The sequence below is a fragment of the Streptomyces glaucescens genome, assembly GCF_002154375.1.
Taxonomy (GTDB): domain Bacteria; phylum Actinomycetota; class Actinomycetes; order Streptomycetales; family Streptomycetaceae; genus Streptomyces; species Streptomyces glaucescens.
The window spans coordinates 1-15130 of sequence record NZ_MUND01000223.1 but is presented as its reverse complement, the minus strand read 5'-3'; the positions used below and the strand labels follow the sequence as shown (position 1 = coordinate 15130).

14 protein-coding genes are annotated in these 15130 nt (G+C 71.5%); 8 read left to right on the top strand and 6 right to left on the bottom strand.

Features of this window, described 5'->3' with window-relative positions:
* Nucleotides 1–14 precede the first annotated feature (14 nt).
* Entirely contained in the window at nt 15–1097 is a 1083-nt protein-coding gene (locus tag CCN42_RS16405) for a GlxA family transcriptional regulator (protein ID WP_086736500.1), read from the top strand.
* Here CCN42_RS16405 and CCN42_RS43770 read toward each other — a convergent pair.
* Nucleotides 1082–1306: a hypothetical protein gene (locus CCN42_RS43770; protein WP_211294722.1), complete on the bottom strand. Its 225-nt coding sequence runs from the start codon at nt 1304–1306 to the stop codon at nt 1082–1084. The genes CCN42_RS16405 and CCN42_RS43770 overlap by 16 nt on opposite strands.
* A gap of 417 nt (nt 1307–1723) precedes the next feature.
* The gene (locus CCN42_RS16395; RefSeq protein WP_086736498.1) at nt 1724–2869 is read right to left on the bottom strand and encodes an alpha/beta hydrolase; all 1146 of its coding nucleotides are present in this window, start codon (nt 2867–2869) and stop codon (nt 1724–1726) included.
* A gap of 5 nt (nt 2870–2874) precedes the next feature.
* Here CCN42_RS16395 and CCN42_RS46135 point away from each other — a divergent pair, with 5 nt between their 5' ends.
* On the top strand, nt 2875–3360 hold the full coding sequence (locus CCN42_RS46135; protein WP_086736496.1) for a hypothetical protein: 486 nt from the start codon (nt 2875–2877) through the stop codon (nt 3358–3360).
* A 300-nt stretch (nt 3361–3660) separates the two neighbouring features.
* A complete protein-coding gene (locus tag CCN42_RS16385; RefSeq protein WP_086170241.1) occupies nt 3661–4074 on the top strand; it encodes a hypothetical protein in 414 nt (137 codons plus the stop codon).
* A 317-nt stretch (nt 4075–4391) separates the two neighbouring features.
* Here the strand turns inward: CCN42_RS16385 and CCN42_RS16380 are convergent, their stop codons facing one another.
* Nucleotides 4392–4616: a hypothetical protein gene (locus CCN42_RS16380; protein ID WP_086736507.1), complete on the bottom strand. Its 225-nt coding sequence runs from the start codon at nt 4614–4616 to the stop codon at nt 4392–4394.
* Nucleotides 4617–5023: 407 nt separating this feature from the next.
* Between CCN42_RS16380 and CCN42_RS16375 the strand changes: the two genes are divergently transcribed.
* The 5 genes from CCN42_RS16375 (at nt 5024) to CCN42_RS16355 (ending at nt 10996) form a co-directional block, all read left to right on the top strand.
* Nucleotides 5024–6031, top strand: coding sequence for a lipase (locus CCN42_RS16375; RefSeq protein WP_211294721.1), 1008 nt, complete (start codon nt 5024–5026; stop codon nt 6029–6031).
* A gap of 138 nt (nt 6032–6169) precedes the next feature.
* Complete coding sequence (locus CCN42_RS16370; RefSeq protein ID WP_143661924.1) at nt 6170–7267, top strand: hypothetical protein; 1098 nt, start codon at nt 6170–6172, stop codon at nt 7265–7267.
* Between the two features lie 278 nt (nt 7268–7545).
* Nucleotides 7546–7818: a helicase-related protein gene (locus CCN42_RS46130; protein WP_422641170.1), complete on the top strand. Its 273-nt coding sequence runs from the start codon at nt 7546–7548 to the stop codon at nt 7816–7818.
* A gap of 1019 nt (nt 7819–8837) precedes the next feature.
* On the top strand, nt 8838–9419 hold the full coding sequence (locus CCN42_RS16360; protein ID WP_086736492.1) for a carbonic anhydrase: 582 nt from the start codon (nt 8838–8840) through the stop codon (nt 9417–9419).
* A 17-nt stretch (nt 9420–9436) separates the two neighbouring features.
* Nucleotides 9437–10996, top strand: a complete 1560-nt coding sequence (locus CCN42_RS16355) for a SulP family inorganic anion transporter (RefSeq protein ID WP_086736503.1) — start codon at nt 9437–9439, stop codon at nt 10994–10996.
* Between the two features lie 555 nt (nt 10997–11551).
* Here the strand turns inward: CCN42_RS16355 and CCN42_RS16350 are convergent.
* The 3 genes from CCN42_RS16350 to CCN42_RS16340 all read right to left on the bottom strand — a co-directional run bounded on the left by CCN42_RS16350 (nt 11552) and on the right by CCN42_RS16340 (nt 15096).
* Nucleotides 11552–13186, bottom strand: a complete 1635-nt coding sequence (locus tag CCN42_RS16350; protein ID WP_086736490.1) for a flavin-containing monooxygenase — start codon at nt 13184–13186, stop codon at nt 11552–11554.
* Between the two features lie 135 nt (nt 13187–13321).
* Complete coding sequence (locus tag CCN42_RS16345; RefSeq protein ID WP_245877309.1) at nt 13322–14572, bottom strand: MFS transporter; 1251 nt, start codon at nt 14570–14572, stop codon at nt 13322–13324.
* Nucleotides 14569–15096, bottom strand: coding sequence for a glycine-rich domain-containing protein (locus CCN42_RS16340; protein ID WP_086736488.1), 528 nt, complete (start codon nt 15094–15096; stop codon nt 14569–14571). Before CCN42_RS16340 ends, CCN42_RS16345 begins: the two co-directional genes overlap by 4 nt.
* Between the last annotated feature and the right edge of the window lie 34 nt (nt 15097–15130).

Below are 15130 nucleotides of genomic sequence, written 5' to 3'. Positions count from 1 at the left end.
GGGGTACGGAAGCGATGGCAGAGGTGACGCGCCAGCCGACGGAGGGGGCGGGACCGGGCACCGAGCCGGGTGCGCTGCGGGTCGGGGTTCTGGCGTATCCGGGCTGCTTCGCGTCCGAAGTGTTCGGCGTCCCGGACCTGTTGACGATGGCCGGGCACGTCGCCGGGCCGGGGGCGCCCGGCTACCGGGTGCGGGTCGTCTCGCCCCGCCGCCGGGTCACCGCCTCGGGCGGTGCCTGCCTGGACGTGCGTCCCGTGCACGAGGTCGACGTCCTCGTGATCCCCGGCTTCGAGCTGCGCCCGGACACGGACCTCGACGAGCGGCTCGCCCGCCTCGCCCCCGAGATCGCGACGATCCGCGCGCAGGCCGCCGCCGGCACCGCCGTCGTCTCCCTCTGCGTCGGCGCGTTCCTGCTCGCCGAGGCGGGGCTCCTCGACCGGCGCCGGGCCACCACCTCCTGGCTGTACGCCGCCGAACTGGCCAGGCGCTGCCCGGGCGCCGACGTGCGGCCCGAGCGGCTGGTCGTCACCGACACGGGTGTGACCACCACGGCCGCCTTCAGCGCCATGTACGACTTCGCGCTGGAACTGGTCCTGCGGCACAACGGCCCCAGGGTGGCCCGGACCACGGCCCGCCTGACGCTCGTCGACGACGCGCGGACCTCACAGACCCCGTACGTCGATCCCCGTCTTCTCCCGCGCCCCGGACGCGAGTTCTCCCAGCAGGTGATGCGGCACCTCGATCAGAACCTCGCCGAACGGTACGACCTCGCCGCGCTCGCGAGCGCCTTCCGGGTCAGTCCCCGCACGCTGCTGCGCCGCTTCGCCGAAGAGACCGGTCGCAGCCCGCTGGCCCACCTCCAAGGCTCCCGGGTCCGCCGCGCCCGTCACCTTCTGGAGACCACCGACCGCACCGTCGCCGCCGTCGCCGCGGCCGTCGGCTACCAGGACCCGGGTACCTTCGCCGCCCTCTTCGCCCGGCACACCGGCCAACGCCCGAGTACCTACCGCGCCGCCTTCCGCCGCACGACCCGGGCATCCTCCCTGGACGATGGCGGCCAGGCCGTGGCGCCGCCGGGAGATCAGGCGAGGCCGTAATCCGGTGGCCGCCCCGGCAACTCGCCGATGGAGACGGCGTGGCCGCCGTCGGCGGTGCTCACGGTGTGGAACAGGCATCCCCAGTAGTTGCCGCCCACACCACGGAGCGTCAGGCCGCCCGTCGCCGCCTCGTCGAACTCGAACAGACCGAGGCCGTACCGGGCGTACGGCATCCAGTTGCCGCCCTCGGTGGGGACCGTGGTCCACATCGCGCGATGCTGTGCCGCCGGCCAGCGCACCGACGACTTTGATCATGCCGTCGGTGGTGGAGCCGACGTTGGCGGGCACCCACGAGGTGTTGAATGCGGTGACGTCCAGGGGTTCGAGTCTGGGCTCCTCCATCACTGAGCAGCGCAGGTGGGCCAGGACGAGCAGGGCCTGCCGATTCGGGGGCAAGCGCCGCAAGCGGGTGCACCTGTAGGCGACGCTCGGCGAGCTGCCCGGTCAGCAAGCGCAAGGGTGAGCTGGACAGGCCGGTCGCGGACGGGTAGGCAAGCACGACGACGCTCCTGGTCAAGCGAGTGATCTTGTTGTGAACTCGCCTACCAGGAGCTTCACGCCTTTATGCGACCAGGTGCAGCCCACCTCACCGCAGCCGACGCCAGGTCGGATGACGCGTGTATCGGTCAATCCTCGCTGGGCCGCCACAGCCAGCGCAGCGCGTCAGGCAGCAGGACGCCGCCGTGGTTGGGGCTGTGGCCGCCGTCTCCCAGGACAAGGCGGAAGTCGTAGCCCGCTTCAGCGAGAGCGGCTGCCACACGCAGGTTCTCGGCGAGCCAGTTCCACTGCGGCTCATTCCAGTGCAGGTCGCGGTGGCCGCCTTGCATGAAGATGCGCAGCGGCTTGCGGGGGACGCGGGAGATGAGGTCTGGGTAGGGATTGCCGTCCGGCATCTGCGCGAAGCTGGACAGGTATCCGATGACGCGGCGGAACTTGTCCGGACGCAGCCACGCGGCGGTAAAGGCGCAGTTGCCGCCGCTGCTCCCGCCGCAGATGCCCCACCTTTCGGGTGACTGGGCGAGGGTATAGCGCTCCGCAACCTGCGGGATGATCTCGGTGAGGAGGAAGGTGACGTACCGGTCGTCGAAGGCGTCGTACTCGTTGTTGCGGTTCTTCGGGTTCTCCGCGTCGGGGAAGACGCCAGGATCGACGAACACGCCGATGGTGACGGGTATGTCGCCGCGGTGAATGAGGTTGTCCAGGACGACCGCGCCGCGTACCTCCCCTGCGGGGTCCAGGTACCACCATCCGTCCTGGAACACCATCAGGGATGCCGGTTCCGCTGGGTCGTACTGTGCAGGCACGTGCACCCAGAACTTCCGGAAGGTTCCCGGGTAGACCTCGCTGCCCCTCCACTCGAGCTCGACCGTCTCCCCAGCGGGCACACCAGGCTGTAGAGCGGAATCGGGTCCGTGGACGTAGCGCACGTCGGACTGGTCGATCGGAAGTGGCTGGTAGGGCATCTCGATGGTCACGGGGAGCAACCGTACGGCGATCGCCATCCTTGGTCGCAAGGGGTTTTCGTCGAGATCGGGGTATCCCGTGTCCTCGGCGGAGCGCACGTGGGTGCCGGTCAGGCCGAGCGGTCGGACGATCCTGCGGTCGATCTCCTCGGCGAGGCTGTTGCCGGTGACTTTCTCGATGATGGCCTCGGCACGGTGGAAACCGCCGTTGGAGTACTCGAAGCGCTCTCCGGGCTGCTTTCCCGCCGCTGCCGGTGTGCGCGTACTTCCCCGGCCGACACGGGACTCCCGTCGCCGTGTCGGCCACACCAGCGGTGAGCGTCAGCCCCGCCGCCATCTCCAAGGCCGTCGGCCTCCTGGAGGCGATGGGGATCATCCACCGCCGGCGCGACCCCCGCAGCCGCGCGGAACCCTACGTCATCGGCGACGACGTGTGGTTCCAGGCCATCATGGCCAGCACACGCATCGACACCCGGATCGCCGCCGCCTCCGCGCGCAGCGCTCGGGCACTCGGCCCTGCCACGCCCGCCGGTGCACGGTTGGTGAATCTGAGCCAGTTCCTGCACCATGTCACCGAGGACCTGGTCCGCTCGGCCGAACACTGGCGCCAGGTCTACTTCCCCAGTCCACCGGCCGGCGGGAGAGCTGCGAGCCCCTGCCGACCAGGTGAAGAGGGCCGTGAGGTGGAGTCCGGCGAGCCAGACGGTGGCGGTCCTGTCGTCGCGGGTGGCCAGGCCGCGCCACTGGTCGGACTTGTTGAAGCAGCGCTCGACGGTTGCGGCCCTTGTGACTGCGGCTGATCGACGAGCGGTCGCCTCCCCCGCTCGCCTCGCTCTCCTCGCCCTCGTGGTCCTGCCCCCCTCGTCGGCCCGGTCCGCGGTGATCCCGCGGCCTGCCACTGACACACCGCCGTGAACGGCGGCCCTCGTCGGCATGGGCGATGCGGATGGGGGTAAGCGGTGCGTCGTCGGTCCGCGGGCGGGTGCTCGAGCACGAGCGTGGCAGCGACGCGACGCTATCGGGTGCGGAGGCCCGGGAAGAGAATGCGGAGGCGGCGCACTGCCGTGCGATCACCGACGCCGGAAGAAGGAGAGTCCGCGGTGACGGAGAGCCCGAACCAGGCTGCCGACGAGACCACTGTTCCCGCCATCGACACACACCTGGAGATCCTGCTGCGGCTCGTCGAGGCGCAGCCCGATGCCAGGATGGCGATCTGCCTGACCACTTCGGGCGGCATCATCGGCGGACATCTGGTCGCCGCCCGGTCGTGGGCGGAGCGCTGGGAGGAGGCGGTGCGGGATGCCGGTGTGACACCGCAGGCGGCGCCGATGGCGCAGTTGCCGCAGATGGTGCAGGCCGCGCAGCCTCACGGTGACGCCTCGGACCGTGGCCTGCACCGGTTCCTGCACCTGGTGGACGTCACCTTCATGTCCGTACCCGGCGCCCCGACCTCATCGGTGTGGCGCGGACGGGTCAGCGACGTCTGCGGCTGGTCGCTGGGCGCTCCGTCCTGACCCATGCGCGCAGTTGCAGCCGGTGTCGTCGGCTCACCCGCTTGTGGCCAGTGCCGTCGGCTCACCCGCTTGTGGCCAGTGCCGTCGGCTCACCCTCAGCGTCCTGCCCGCTGCTCCAAAGGAACCGGCGGATGGGCAGGACAGCAGTCCCTTTCAGGCGTCGCACGTGTTTCCCGGCGCCTGCCCGCGCCGGCCCGACGGGGAGCGGCCTGCCGGTGTCCTGTGCGCAGAGGGCGGGCGCCGGAGCGCGTCTCGTCACGGGGCAGCGGTGGTCAGCGGTGCGGCGGAGGCGGCCCTGTCACCCATGCCGCACAGGTCTACGCCGCGGTGCCTCTCCCCGCCTCACCCGGATCCCCCAGCCAGGTCAGGGAATCGTCCGCCCCCGTCCGGCGCCCCGGCTCGGTCTCGTCCAGCTCCCAGTAGTGCAGGCAGTCGTCGCACCGGTACACCGGGACCCCCGCGTCGAGGGTCAGCACCTCCCCGTACGGGCATCCGCTGCCGTCGCCGCGCCCCGCACACTCCTGTTCCCAGGTGACCCCCATACGGTCGACCGTGCGCCGCACCCGTCGCTGTCAGGGAGTGGGCTTGCGGGGCGCACGGGCGCTCAGGTCCGGCAACACGCCCCAGCACGCGCCACCAGCCTCACGTGCAGCTGGTGCGGGAGATCAGTACTCCTCGTCGTTGGGCATCACCCGGGTCACCTTGCCACGGTGGTCCGCGGCCAGGTAGCCGCTGTGCCGGTATTCCGGCTTCGGGGGCAGGCGCCAGGAGGACCCGGGGGACCTGCACCAGTGCGGCGCAGTCCGGATTACGTGAGGCTGAACTCGCCTCTGGCGAGCCACCTTTGGAGGACATCGTGGTCAACTCCGCCTCACCGTCCCCGCGCAGGGCAACGGCAACGCCGTACCGCGCCGGCCTCCGGGCCGTAGGGGCAGCCGTCTGCTGCGGCGTGCTGCTGAGCGGGCCGGCCATTGCCACCGCCGCCGCGCCCGCCGCGCAGGTACGGACGCAGGCGGACGGGAAGCACGAGGACCGTGGCCGGGGCACGCTGGTCTCCGCCGAGAAGCTGTACACCCTCGCGACCCCGCAGGCCGTGGCCGCCGAGCTGGGCGGTGCCGGGTTCGAAGGCGACACCGTCCGACACGGCGTGGTCGCGTACCGGCTGGTCTACCGGACCGTCGATCCCCAGGGAGGGCCCACCACGGCGAGCGGGCTGCTGGTGCTGCCGCTCAACAGCGAGAGACGGTTGCAGGCGGTCTCCTTCGCGCACGGCACCGGACATGTGCTGGAGCGGAAGGTCATGCTCACCGGCTTCTCGCAGGGCGCTTCGGCGGCACTGGGGCTCGGCCGGGCTCTGCAAGCGAGTGAGGACCACTGGTTCCGGATGGGCGCGCTGGCCCCGATCAGCGGCGCGTACGACTTCGGTGGCACGGAGTTGCCCGCCTTCCTCGAGGGCAGGCTGGACCCCAAGTCCAGCGTGCTGTACGCGGCCTGCACCCTGGTGGCCTTCAACCGGCTGCACCACGTCTACGACAGCCCTGGCCAGGTCTTCCGAGCCCCGTATGACAGGACCGTGGAGGCGCTCTTCGACGGTGCGCACACGGGCGAGCAGCTGATGCGGGGCACGCCCGGCACTCTCGCGAGGCTGCTGACCGGGCACGGCCGCGAGCTGCTCGCGCATCCGCCGGGGCCGCTGGCAGCGGCGCTGCGCACGACCGATGCCGTATGCACCGACTGGGCCCCTCGCGCCCCGGCCCGGCTCTCCATGGCGACTGGGGACGAGCAGGCCGTCACCGCCAACACGGAGTACTGCCGGGATGCCCTGCTCAGGAACGGAGTGGACGCCCCCGTGGTCGATCTCGGCGCTGTCGACCACCACGGCTCCCGTCACCTGGGGTCCAACGTCGCGGCGACGCCGGCGATCGTGCGCTGGTTCGGTGAGTTGCGCCAGCGATGACGTGCACCTGGCCGCTGTGAGGGTCTACGCCCGGGAGGTGGTGCTACGGACCGGAGCCCCGCCCTGACCGGCCGGCGGGACCGCCGGCCCCGCAAAACGGCTGGCGGGGCCCGCGTGGCACTTGCGAGCATGCACCTCATGAACGCGACGGGGGAGGAACGGATCGACGTGGTGCCGCTCGGCACGACGACGGCGCCGGGCACGCTCAGAGCGATCTCCGGAGGACGGCTCCTCGTCCGCACACCCGGGCTGGTGGAGGTACACGACCGCGAGGACTTCCTCGCGGGGAGGAGTGCGGGCGCCAGCGCCGCCCTGCGGACGGAGGAGCACGAACGGGCGGTTCCCACGCCCGACGGTGGATTCGTGGTGGCCGGAGTGTCGTCGGTGCGGGCGCTGGGCCCCGACGGCGGCCGGCGCTGGGAACTCGCTCACGATCCGTGGCACGGCGCCGCCCGGGCGCACTCCACCCCGGCCCTCAGCCCGGACGGACGGCTGGTGTGCACCGTCGTGCCGACACTGGAGCCCGACCGGGAGAAGGCGGCTTTGGTGTACGACCTGGAGCCGGGCCGCAACTACACCTGGGACGACCTGCTGCTCCTGGACGCGGCGACCGGCGAGGTGCTCGGCCGGCGGCAGATCCGCTCGCTGGCGTCCGCCGCGGTCGCCTCCTGGCGGCCGGACGGTGGAGCAGTGGTGGTGTCCTGCTGGACCGCCTGGCACAGCTGGTCGACCTGGTGGGCCGAGCCTCACGCCGACGGTCTTCACGTCCTCGGCGGCACGTGGATGCGCGCACTGACGGGATTCCTCCCCGGCTCGCGGGTGCTGACCCAGCGGTACGCCGAGCACCTGTTCCTCGACGACGACCGCGATGAACTGGCGTCGTACGACCTCGGCTCCGGCTCCGGCTCCGGCTCCGGGGGGCAGACGGCACTGCTGGACCTGGCGGAGCTGGCCGTCGACCCGGAGAACGACGAGTTCTTCTCCGCAGAGGTCCTGGACGTGCGCCATGTGCTGGTCCCCGGCCGGGTGCACCCGGGAGGGGCCCCGGAGCTACGGCACTGGCTGCTCGACGCCGACACACTGCGTCCGCTCGGTCGGCTTAACTACCCGGCGCCGGTGGACGAGGACGTCACCGTGCTGGGAGACGGAACCTGGCTCACGCGCGACGGCGACCGGCTGCACCGCTGGGCACTGGGCCGCACGGCGGGACCCGACCGCGGCGTTGCTCCACGCTGAGGCGGGCAACCGGCTGACCGACCGACTCGTCGCGCCCCGTCGCCGCACGTACATGGCGATCGCCTCGGCCTCACCAGTACTGCGCCGGGACCACGTGGCGAAAGAGGCCGAGGCATTCGCGGCCGGCCTGTCGGACGTCGCCGAGCGGCTGCACACCGGTGACCCGGGGCTGTATCCGAAGACGATCTGGGCTGAGTGGCTGTGCGGAGAGCACAAGCCGGGGGCGGCGGCGGGTCCTTGCCGAGTTCGCCGACGGGATCGCCGCAGACGGCACGGTCGTGGAGAACACCTTCCTGAGCAGTGTTCGCATCCTCGGGGAAGGCGTGGATACCCGGCACTGCGACTCCGTCTACTTCGCCGACGTCCGCGGAGCCATGCCCGATCTCGTCCAGGCCGTCGGCCGCGCTCTGCGGATGCAGCCGGGTGAGGGGAAGGTGGCCAGCCTGGTCGTGCCGGTGCTGCTGGAGCCCGGGGAGACGGCGGACAGCATGCTGACCTCGCGGGGCGCACGGCGGGCTCGCCAAGCTGCTGGAGGCGCTCCGGGCGCATGATGCCCGGGTGGTGGAGCAGCTTCGCCGAGCCCCAGGCGCGCAGCCGTGTCAGGGGCGTACAGAGCCGTGGTGGGGAGCAGGAGGGTGAGGGAGCCGGCAGCGACCGAAGCGACCGACTGCCGGTACCGGCCCGGCAGTCGCTGAAGTTCTCCGCCCCGCGTGACCCCGCCACGGTGGCCGCGTTCATCAACCTGCGGGTCCTCAACCCCGAGCACGCACACTGGCGGCGCGGCGTGGAGGCCGCCGTCATCTACCACCGGCTCCACGGCGGCCTGACTCGTCGGCACGCCGTGCGGGCGACTGCGCCCGCACCCGTCTCCCGGCCCGGACAGACCGCGTCCAACCGCGTGCGCCCGGTCCGACCGTGTCCGCCAAGGGTCGATTCGCGCCAACCATCTGCGGTTTTCAGGCTCTGTTCGCCCTCGAAACGTTGAGTAAACCCTGCGAACGGCTTTGCCGGGTAAGCGTTTCTTGACCAACGGTTGACCAGACATTGACACGCGCGATGGGTACGAACGATCGGAAGGGGGCGCATGTTCCGTGCTGCGACGCCCCGGGCGACGACCGGGGACTTGACGTCCGCCCCGTTCGCCTCCGGTTCTCCGCACCCCTCGCGTCCCTCGCATCCGCGCACACCGTCCGCTCTGCAGAGACCCGGAGTCAGGCCGAAAGTGATCCTGCCGGGAAGGCGTGACGCCCCGGAACACCCTCTACCGGGAAGGCGCTGTGCGACGAGGTCGCCCTCTGCCGCGCCATCGGCCGTTCTCAAGGCCCCGGCGGGCCTCCGGCGCACCCACGACCGGCTCCGCATCGCGGACGCCGTCCCGGGAGCGCCCGACCGTCCGCCGCTGACACCGGGCCTGTCGGCGATACAGGAAACAGTCCGGTTCGGCACCGCCACCACCGCGCTCCGAGACCGCCGCCGGCCCGCACCCCGGCCGCGCTCCGCATCTGCCGCCCCGTCGCTGTCATGCAGGCCCGACGCGCCCCCACTGCGCGCCAGGAGGAGTTACCACACCATGAAGTCCCTCATCGACAACGCCCGCACGTTCCGACGGCGCCCTGAGGAGTTCGCCCACCTCGCCGAAGGGCAGTCCCCCGACGTCTTGATCATCACCTGCTCCGATTCCCGGGTCGTTCCGGCTCTGATCACGGGCGCCCGGCCCGGCGAGCTGTTCGAGCTGCGGACCGCGGGCAACATCGTCCCGCCGTACGCCTCCGCGCACCCAACCAGCGAGGCGGCCACCATCGAGTACGCGGTGGAGGTGCTCGGGGTGAAGGGCATCGTGGTCTGCGGCCACTCCCACTGCGGGGCCTCGGGCGCGGTGGTGCGCGGTGACGACCTGACCCCCGTACCGGCTGTGCGTGAGTGGCTCACGTACGCCGCTGACGAACCCCGGTGTGCCGACGGCGGCGACCCGACGGTGGCCGAGGCGGCGCAGAACCACGTCCTGACCCAGGTGCTGCGGCTGCGCTCGTACCCCTGCGTCGACAAGCGCTTGGCGGACGGCCGACTGGGACTGCACGCCTGGTACTACGACGTGCACACCGGAACCGTGCACGCGCACCAGACGGGGTCCGACACCTTCGAGAGGCGCTGAAGGGACCGGTGACCGCCATGAACGTACTGTCGAAGTTCCCCTACTGGCGGCAGGACTTCACCGCCTCCCTCGTCGTCTTCCTGGTCGCCGTGCCGCTGTGCGTCGGTGTGGCGGTCGCGTCCGGGGTCCCGGCCGAACTGGGCCTGGTCACCGGTATCGTGGGGGGCATCATCACCGGGCTCATGCCCGGCAGCAGCCTCCAGGTGTCCGGGCCCGCAGCCGGCCTGACCGTGCTGGTCTTCGAGGCCGTCAGCGAGTTCGGGGTGTCCGCGCTCGGCGTCATCGTGCTGGTCGCCGGACTGCTCCAGCTCGCCATGGGCTTTTCGAAGGTGGGCCGTTGGTTCCGCGCGATATCCGTCTCCGTCGTCGAGGGCATGCTCTGCGGCATCGGCCTGGTGATCATCGCCGGTCAGATCTACGCGGCGGCCGGCCTGAAGGCGCCCGACACCGGCCTCGGCAAGATCGCAGGGCTGCCAGGAGCGGTCCCCGACGCCCTGAGCAGCACCGCGGCTCTCACCTCGCTCGCGATCGGTACGGGAACCATCGCCGTCATCGTGCTGTGGAAGAGGATGCCGAAGGCAGCGCAGGCTGTGCCCGGCGCCCTCGCGGCGGTGCTGTTGGCCACGGTGACCGCGCTCGTCTGTGGCCTGCCGGTCGCCACGGTCGAAGTGGAGGGGCTGCTCGGCGTGATCCAGCCGCCTGGCTCTGGGGCCTTCGGCGAGCTGGCTTCCCCGGCCATCTGGGGCACCATCGGCGCCTTCGCCCTGATCGCCTCCGCGGAGAGCCTGTTCAGCGCCGCCGCGGTGGACCGGCTGCACGACGGCCCGCGCACTCAGTACGACAAGGAGATGATCGCCCAAGGCGCGGGCAACACGATCTGCGGTGCGCTCGGCGCGCTGCCGATGACCGCGGTGATCGTGCGCAGCTCCGCCAACGTCGCGGCGGGTGCGAAGACCAAGGCGTCCCGGGTGCTGCACGGCGTATGGCTCCTGCTGTTCGCCGCCGCGCTGCCGTCCGCCCTGGCGCTGATACCGATTCCCGCGCTGGCCGGCATCCTGATCCACGCGGGCTGGAAGCTGATCCCCTTCCGCCAGACCGCGGCGCTGTGGCGCTCCCACCGGGGCGAGGCTCTGATCCTGGCGGTCACGGCCGTCTCCATCGTCGCGGTGAACATGTTCGAGGGCGTGCTGATCGGACTGGCGCTGTCCGTGGTGAAAGCCGCCTGGGTTGCCTCGCGCACCAAGCTGGAGGTCATCGACAAGGGCGCCGGTCCCGTTCAGGTGTACCTGTCGGGCAACGCGACCTTCCTGCGGCTGCCGAAGATCCTCGAGAGCTTGGAGGCCCTGCCGCGAGACCGTCCGATCGAGCTGGACCTCACCGGGCTGCACCACTTGGACCACGCCTGCCGCACGGCGGTGGAGAACTGGGCCGAGCGGCACAGCGAGGCCGGTACGGAACCCGTGAAGGTCACGGAACCTGAACTGGTCCCGGCCGTGAAGGTCACCGCGACCCAGAGCGAGGTGCAGAAGGCCGCAGGCGGGACACCTCCCGTGTACAACGGGGGTCCCAGATGCTGAGCGAAGTGGGAACCGTCGCGATACGGCGAGCGCTGCACGAGCGGGGCGCGGTTGCGGCCTGTCCGGCCGTCAGCACGAAGGCGCGTGGTCGGTAACGAGGTGGAGTGGGTTGTCGGCCCACCTCGGGGCCGGCCGATGGCCTGGACGGCGGGTTCGCCGGCCGCGCCCCCTCTTTCGCGGACCCGGCCGTGTGCTGCTCGCGGCCGGGCGCGTTGCACCCGCGCGTGCCCGCGGGAGTGCGTCGCACTCCCGCGACCCGGCGGGCCCGCACAGCCGGATCGGGTCGGCACCCGCACCCGGTACTCCGCCGCCTTGCGTCACCGCCCTCCTGGTCTCAGCCGGAGCAGCGTTCCGTGGAGTGCCGACCTGCCGTCAGCGTGTCTCCCACCGGTTGAGTCACCAGGATCGGACCCCCAAACCAGCGACGACGGTCACCGGGGACCGCGCGGGCCGGCCCCGACCCGAGCCACGGTGTTCCCCGTTCCGGCGCGCCGCGCCCGGCGGAACCCGGTGAGGCCCGTCACGCAACTGGGTCGGCGCCGCACCCGCCCGCGCTCAGGTGGGTGAGGCGGAGAGGACGAAGCCGGTGTAGCCGCCCCGGCTCACGGCGTCACACTCCTCCCGGTACCGGTCCAGTCCGCCGGCATAGGCCAGGAACACCCGGGGTTTGCCCGGAACGTTCGCTCCTGTGTACCAGGAGTCCACCGCCGGGTAGAGCGTGCGGGCGGCGAGCTCTGCCACCCGCGTGCCCCAGTCCGCCTCGGCTCTTGGGGTGGCGTCGATCTCCGTGAGCCCACGCGCCCGAAGGTGGGCGATGCAGTCGGTGATCCACTCGACCTGCTGTTCCAGGGACACCGCGATGTTGGTGAGCACGGACGGGCTGAGCGGTCCCAGGACGGTGAAGAGGTTGGGGAAGCCGGAGGAGACGAGTCCTAGATAGTTCCGGGGGCCGTCCGCCCACTTCGTACGGAGGCTCACCCCGCCCTTGCCCACGATGTCGATGGCGAGCTGGGAGCCGGTCAGGGCATCGAAGCCGGTGGCGAGGACGATCGTGTCGACGACGTGCTCCCCGTCCGAGGTCCGGATGCCCCGGGGCGTGATGGTCTCGATCGGTGTCGTGCGGAGGTCCACCAGCGTCACGTGCGGCAGGTTGTAGGTGGCGTAATAGCCGGTGCCCAGGCACGGCCGCTTGGTCGCGAAGGGGAACGTGCGCGGGGAGAGCAGTTCGGCTGTCGCCGGATCGGTGACGATCGACCGGATCTTGGACCGGATGAACTCGGCCGCGGTCTCGTTGGCCCTCCCGTCGGTCAGGATGTCGGTGTAGGTGCGCAGCAGTCCGTTCAGCAGGCCTGAGTCCCAGGCTGCCTCGTAGGACGCCGTGCGCTCCGCCTCGTCCGCCTCCAGGGCCGACCGGGTCGGTGGCTCGAAGACGGTTCCTCCCCTGGACGACCGCTGGGCTTGCCTGAACTGCGGGTAGTGGGCCTTGAGTTCCTCGACCTCCACGGTGCGCAGCGGGCGATTGTGGGCCGGGAGCACGTAGGCCGGGGTGCGCTGGAAGACGGTGAGGGCGGCCGCCTCGGCGGCGATAACGGGGATGGCCTGAACACCGGAGCATCCGGTGCCGATCACGGCGACCCGCCGGCCGGTGAAGGAGACGCCCTCGTGCGGCCACTGGGCGGTGTGGTGGATCTGGCCCGTGAAGCTGTCGGCGCCCGGTATCTCCGGGGCTTTGGGGGCCGACATGCAGCCCGTCGCCAGGATGACGAACCGGGCGGTGACAACCCGTGCGGTGTTCGTGGAGACCCGCCAGAAGTGTTTCTCCTCGTCGTACACGGCGCGGGTGACCCGGGTGCCCAGTACGACGTCCCCGCGCAGGTCGAACCGGTCCGCCACGTGGTGGATGTACCGCAGGATCTCCGGTTGGGAGGCGTACCGTTCGCTCCATTCCCACTCCTGGTCCAGCTCCGGGGAGAAGGAGTAGGAGTAGGACATGCTCTCTATGTCGCAGCGGGCCCCCGGGTACCGGTTCCAGTACCAGGTTCCGCCGATGTCGTCACCGGCCTCGAAGACCACCGCCGTCAGGCCGAGCTCACGCAGCCGGTGCAGCTGGTAGAGACCGGAGAGTCCGGCCCCGACGACGACGGCATCGACCGAGTGGGGGGCGGAGGGCGGGCCGGGGGTGGTAGCCATCGGGGTTCTCCTGTTCTTCCGCGTCACCTCGCGGACCAGGTGGGGAGGCCTGCGGTGCGATGGAGGCGGCGTGGACGGTGATGGTCTCCCCGTGACGGATGGCCGGGCCGCGCCGCTGCGTGGTTCCGTCCCTTCTCACGGGCTTCGGCCTCTCCTGCTCAGCGCCACCGCCGGAATCACCGCGAGGGCGAGGGCGCCCGCCGCCATCGCCAGGACCGGGTAGTCGCTGCCGCCGGCCACCAGGCCCGAGAGCATGCCGCCCGTCGCGCCCGCCGCGGACATCCCCACGTCCGCCAGGCCCTGTACCGCGGCGCGGTTCTCGGCGGAGGTGGCGTCCGTGATCAGGGCCGTGCCGCCGAGCAGGGCCAGGTTCCAGCCGACGCCGAGCAGTACGAGCGCGCAGGCCAGCAGCGTGACAGAGGTCGGTGGGGCAAGGCCCGCGGACAGGCCGGCGCCCAGCAGGACGACGCCGGCCGTGGCGGCGACCCGCCGCCCACCGATCCGGTCCGCGAGCAGACCGCTCAGGGGTGACGGCAGGAACATCGCGCCCACGTGCAGGGCGATGACCAGACCCACCGCCTGCGTCGCATGGCCGTGGCCGGTCATGTGGACGGGCGTCATGGTCATCACGGCGATCATCACCAGCTGGGCAGTGATCATCACGGTGGCGCCGATGACGACACCAGGGGCACTGCGCACGGAGCCGTGGGGTCCGGCGCCGGGTTCGGCCACAGTACCGCCGGGTCGCTGGGGCTGTGCCGGGCCCAGCGGGTCCGGGCGCAGCCACGGCAGCAGCACCAGGGCTGCTGCCGTGTAGGCCGCCGCCGCCAGCAGGAAGGGCCCTGCCAGCCGCGGAACGCCCCAGGCGTGGGCGAGGGTGCCGGTGGGGCCGATCAGGTTCGGGCCCGCGACCGCGCCCAGTGTCAGGGCGAACAACACGGTTCCGGCGGCCCGGCCGCGTCCCTCGGGCGGGGCGAGGTCGGCTCCCGCGTAACGCGCGAGCAGCCCTGTGACCGTCCCCGCCCCGTACACGAAGAGTGCGGCCAGGAGCAGGACGGGCCAGCGCGCCGCAGCTCCGGCGACGACGCCCGCGCTGCCCAGCGCGGCGACTCCATTGCCGAGCAGCAACCCCAGGCGGCGCCCGTGGCGCTGACTGACACGCCCGAGGACGGCCGCTCCGAGGGCCGCTCCGACGGCGAACAGCGCAGCCGGCAGTCCGGCCAGGCTGGTCGAGCCGAGCAGGTCCTGGGCGAGCAGCGCGCCGACCGTGATGCCGGCCGCCATGCCGGCACCGCCGAGGATCTGCGAGGCGACGAGCACCGTCAGAGCGCGGCGCCGTTCCCGGGAGAGGTCCGGCACAGGGGTCGGCGGGGCCGTCTGGGTCACGCGTGGGTCCCCACCGGGGCCGCGGTGCCGTCGGGCGTCCGTGCGTCGTCGGCCAGGGCGGCTATTTCCTCCAAGGACATGCCGAGTTCGTCGTGCAGGAAACGCACGATCGTCCAGTGCGGCAGGGCGTCGGCGTCGAAGGGACCGAACGCGACCGTGTAGAGGGGAATCCAGCGCAGGGCCTCCTCGACGGCGGTTTCCCGTCCGGGGGCTTCCTGGTAGGCGTCGTAGGAGATGCTCCGGTGGTGGATGAAGTGACCGCCGGGCAGCCGGCGCTCGCACAGGTCGCGGTACTCACGCGTCTGCAGGATCAGGTAGTGCCATATCTCGTCGATGTCCTGCTCGACGGGGAGGAAGAGGCCGCCGAGCCGGTCGGGGTGGCGGGAGAGGAGGTAGAGGTAGCGCAGGCACTCGCGGACCTGGTGCCGTACGACGGACGCGGACGGAGCGTCGGGCTTGGCCGTGAAGTGCCGCACCACCTCCTCGTGCAGAGCCGGGCCGAGCAATGTCTCGACGTCGGGCACTTCTTGGGCGGGGGTGCCCGACGTCGAGACATTG